Annotated in this window: 3 protein-coding genes; all 3 read left to right on the top strand. The window is 33.5% G+C overall.

What is annotated here, in order from left to right:
* Positions 1–981 (top strand): NADH-quinone oxidoreductase subunit N (locus tag ACYVJ0_RS13450; protein WP_460818362.1); only part of this gene is annotated, 981 nt, incomplete at its 5' end.
* Positions 982–1,037: 56 nt separating this feature from the next.
* A complete protein-coding gene (locus ACYVJ0_RS13455; protein WP_460624619.1) occupies positions 1,038–1,361 on the top strand; it encodes an NADH-quinone oxidoreductase subunit A in 324 nt (107 codons plus the stop codon).
* 253 nt (positions 1,362–1,614) lie between these two features.
* Positions 1,615–1,868 (top strand): cytochrome c oxidase subunit II transmembrane domain-containing protein (locus tag ACYVJ0_RS13460; protein ID WP_460818363.1); only part of this gene is annotated, 254 nt, incomplete at its 3' end.

Consider the following 1,868-nt stretch of genomic DNA (forward strand, 5'->3'; position numbering starts at 1 on the left):
CTAGGATCAGCACTAATTTATGGATATACAGGTCTAACAAATCTAGAAAATATTTATACACTACTATCAGTATCAGAAACAAATGAAATGAATCTATGTGCTATTGGTCTATTTATTTTTGTTATTGGTTTCCTATTTAAGATTTCAGCTGCTCCATTCCATAATTGGGCTCCTGATGTATATGATGGAGTACCAACAATTGTGACAACATGGCTAACAATTATGCCAAAGCTATCAATTCTAATTCTACTACTTGAAGTACAAGCAGGTGTAGGACAATCATTTACAGTATGGACAAATCTGCTACTAGTATCATCACTACTATCACTAGTAATTGGTACTGTAGTAGGACTAGCACAAACACGAATCAAGCGACTACTAGCCTATAGTACAATTTCACATGTAGGATTTCTACTACTAGCACTAGGAGTAAATACAGAAGAATCAATTGAATCATTCCTATTTTATCTAGTACAATATAGTATCACAAATCTAAATGCATTTATGATTATTCTAGCATTTGGATATGTTATGCATTCATCAGTATCTCGATCATCAGGACAAAATACTGATCTACAACTTATTATTGAACTAGCTGGACAATTCCGATCTAATCCTATTCTAGGACTATCTCTAACTGTTTGTCTATTTTCAATGGCAGGAGTACCACCACTAATGGGATTCTTTGCAAAGCAAACAGTACTATATTCAGCTACACATAGTGGATATTATTTCCTATCAATTGTAGCAATTCTAGTATCAGTAGTAAGTGCTTATTATTATCTTAAGATTGTACGAGTAATTCACTTTGATTCACCATCATCTGAAATTCTAACAGTGTCATCACCAGAACAAAAGCTATCATCAGTACATAGCTTTGCAATTGCAACACTAACTATGATTATCGCCCTATTTGCGGTATATCCAGATCTAATTCTAAATAGCACAACTCTACTGGCTCTAACACTATATGGATATTAATGTCAGGTATTACTATTCTATTTATTTTTGTACCTATTCTTGTTGCTATTCTACTTATGGCTAATATTCTACTAGCACCTAGTCGACCTTATTCTGAAAAGGTAAGTGTTTATGAATGTGGTTTTGATGGACTTCTAGGTCAAACACGAGCACCATTTAGTATTCAATATTACCTAGTAGGTATTCTATTTATGCTGTTTGACATCGAGATCCTACTATTCTACCCTATTGCAGTAACTATGAGTAATCTAACTCTAATGGGTTATTGGGTAGCTATGCTATTCTCATTTGTTCTGACAATGGGATTTATTGTAGAAATTAGTGCGGGAGTCCTATACTTTACAGACCAACGATCTTCTATTTCAGTAACAAAGAAGTAACTCCCCTCAGGAAATATAGAAATATTTTTGATATAAGTGTATAAAAGAAGTTAATTAATTAATTAAAAGGAATTAGGTCAGTGGTTAGACCCCCATTCTTACACAATGGTAGCAGTTGTTCGATTCAACTATTCCTTAAAGTAATTCTAATAAAATGATTAAGGATTACCCAAATGAATAATAGTTACCACAATTAATATATAATGTATAATAATAAACGTGGTATGGATGATAGATATCATAAGTCTAAAACATGACTTTCTCACTTTGGTCAACATTTGTACAATGTGATGCAGCAGAACCATGGCAAATTGGTTTCCAGGACGGTGCTAGCCCTACATTTGAAGGTATCACAGAACTACACAATGCAATTTTCTTCTACCTTGTACTAATCTTTATCGGTGTAATGTGGGTAATTGGATCAGTAGTAATTAACTACAGTAGTACATCAAACCCTATTTCACACAAGTACTCTAACCACGGTACACTAATCGAACTAGTATGGAC

The sequence above is a fragment of the Microbacterium petrolearium genome (assembly GCF_054782875.1).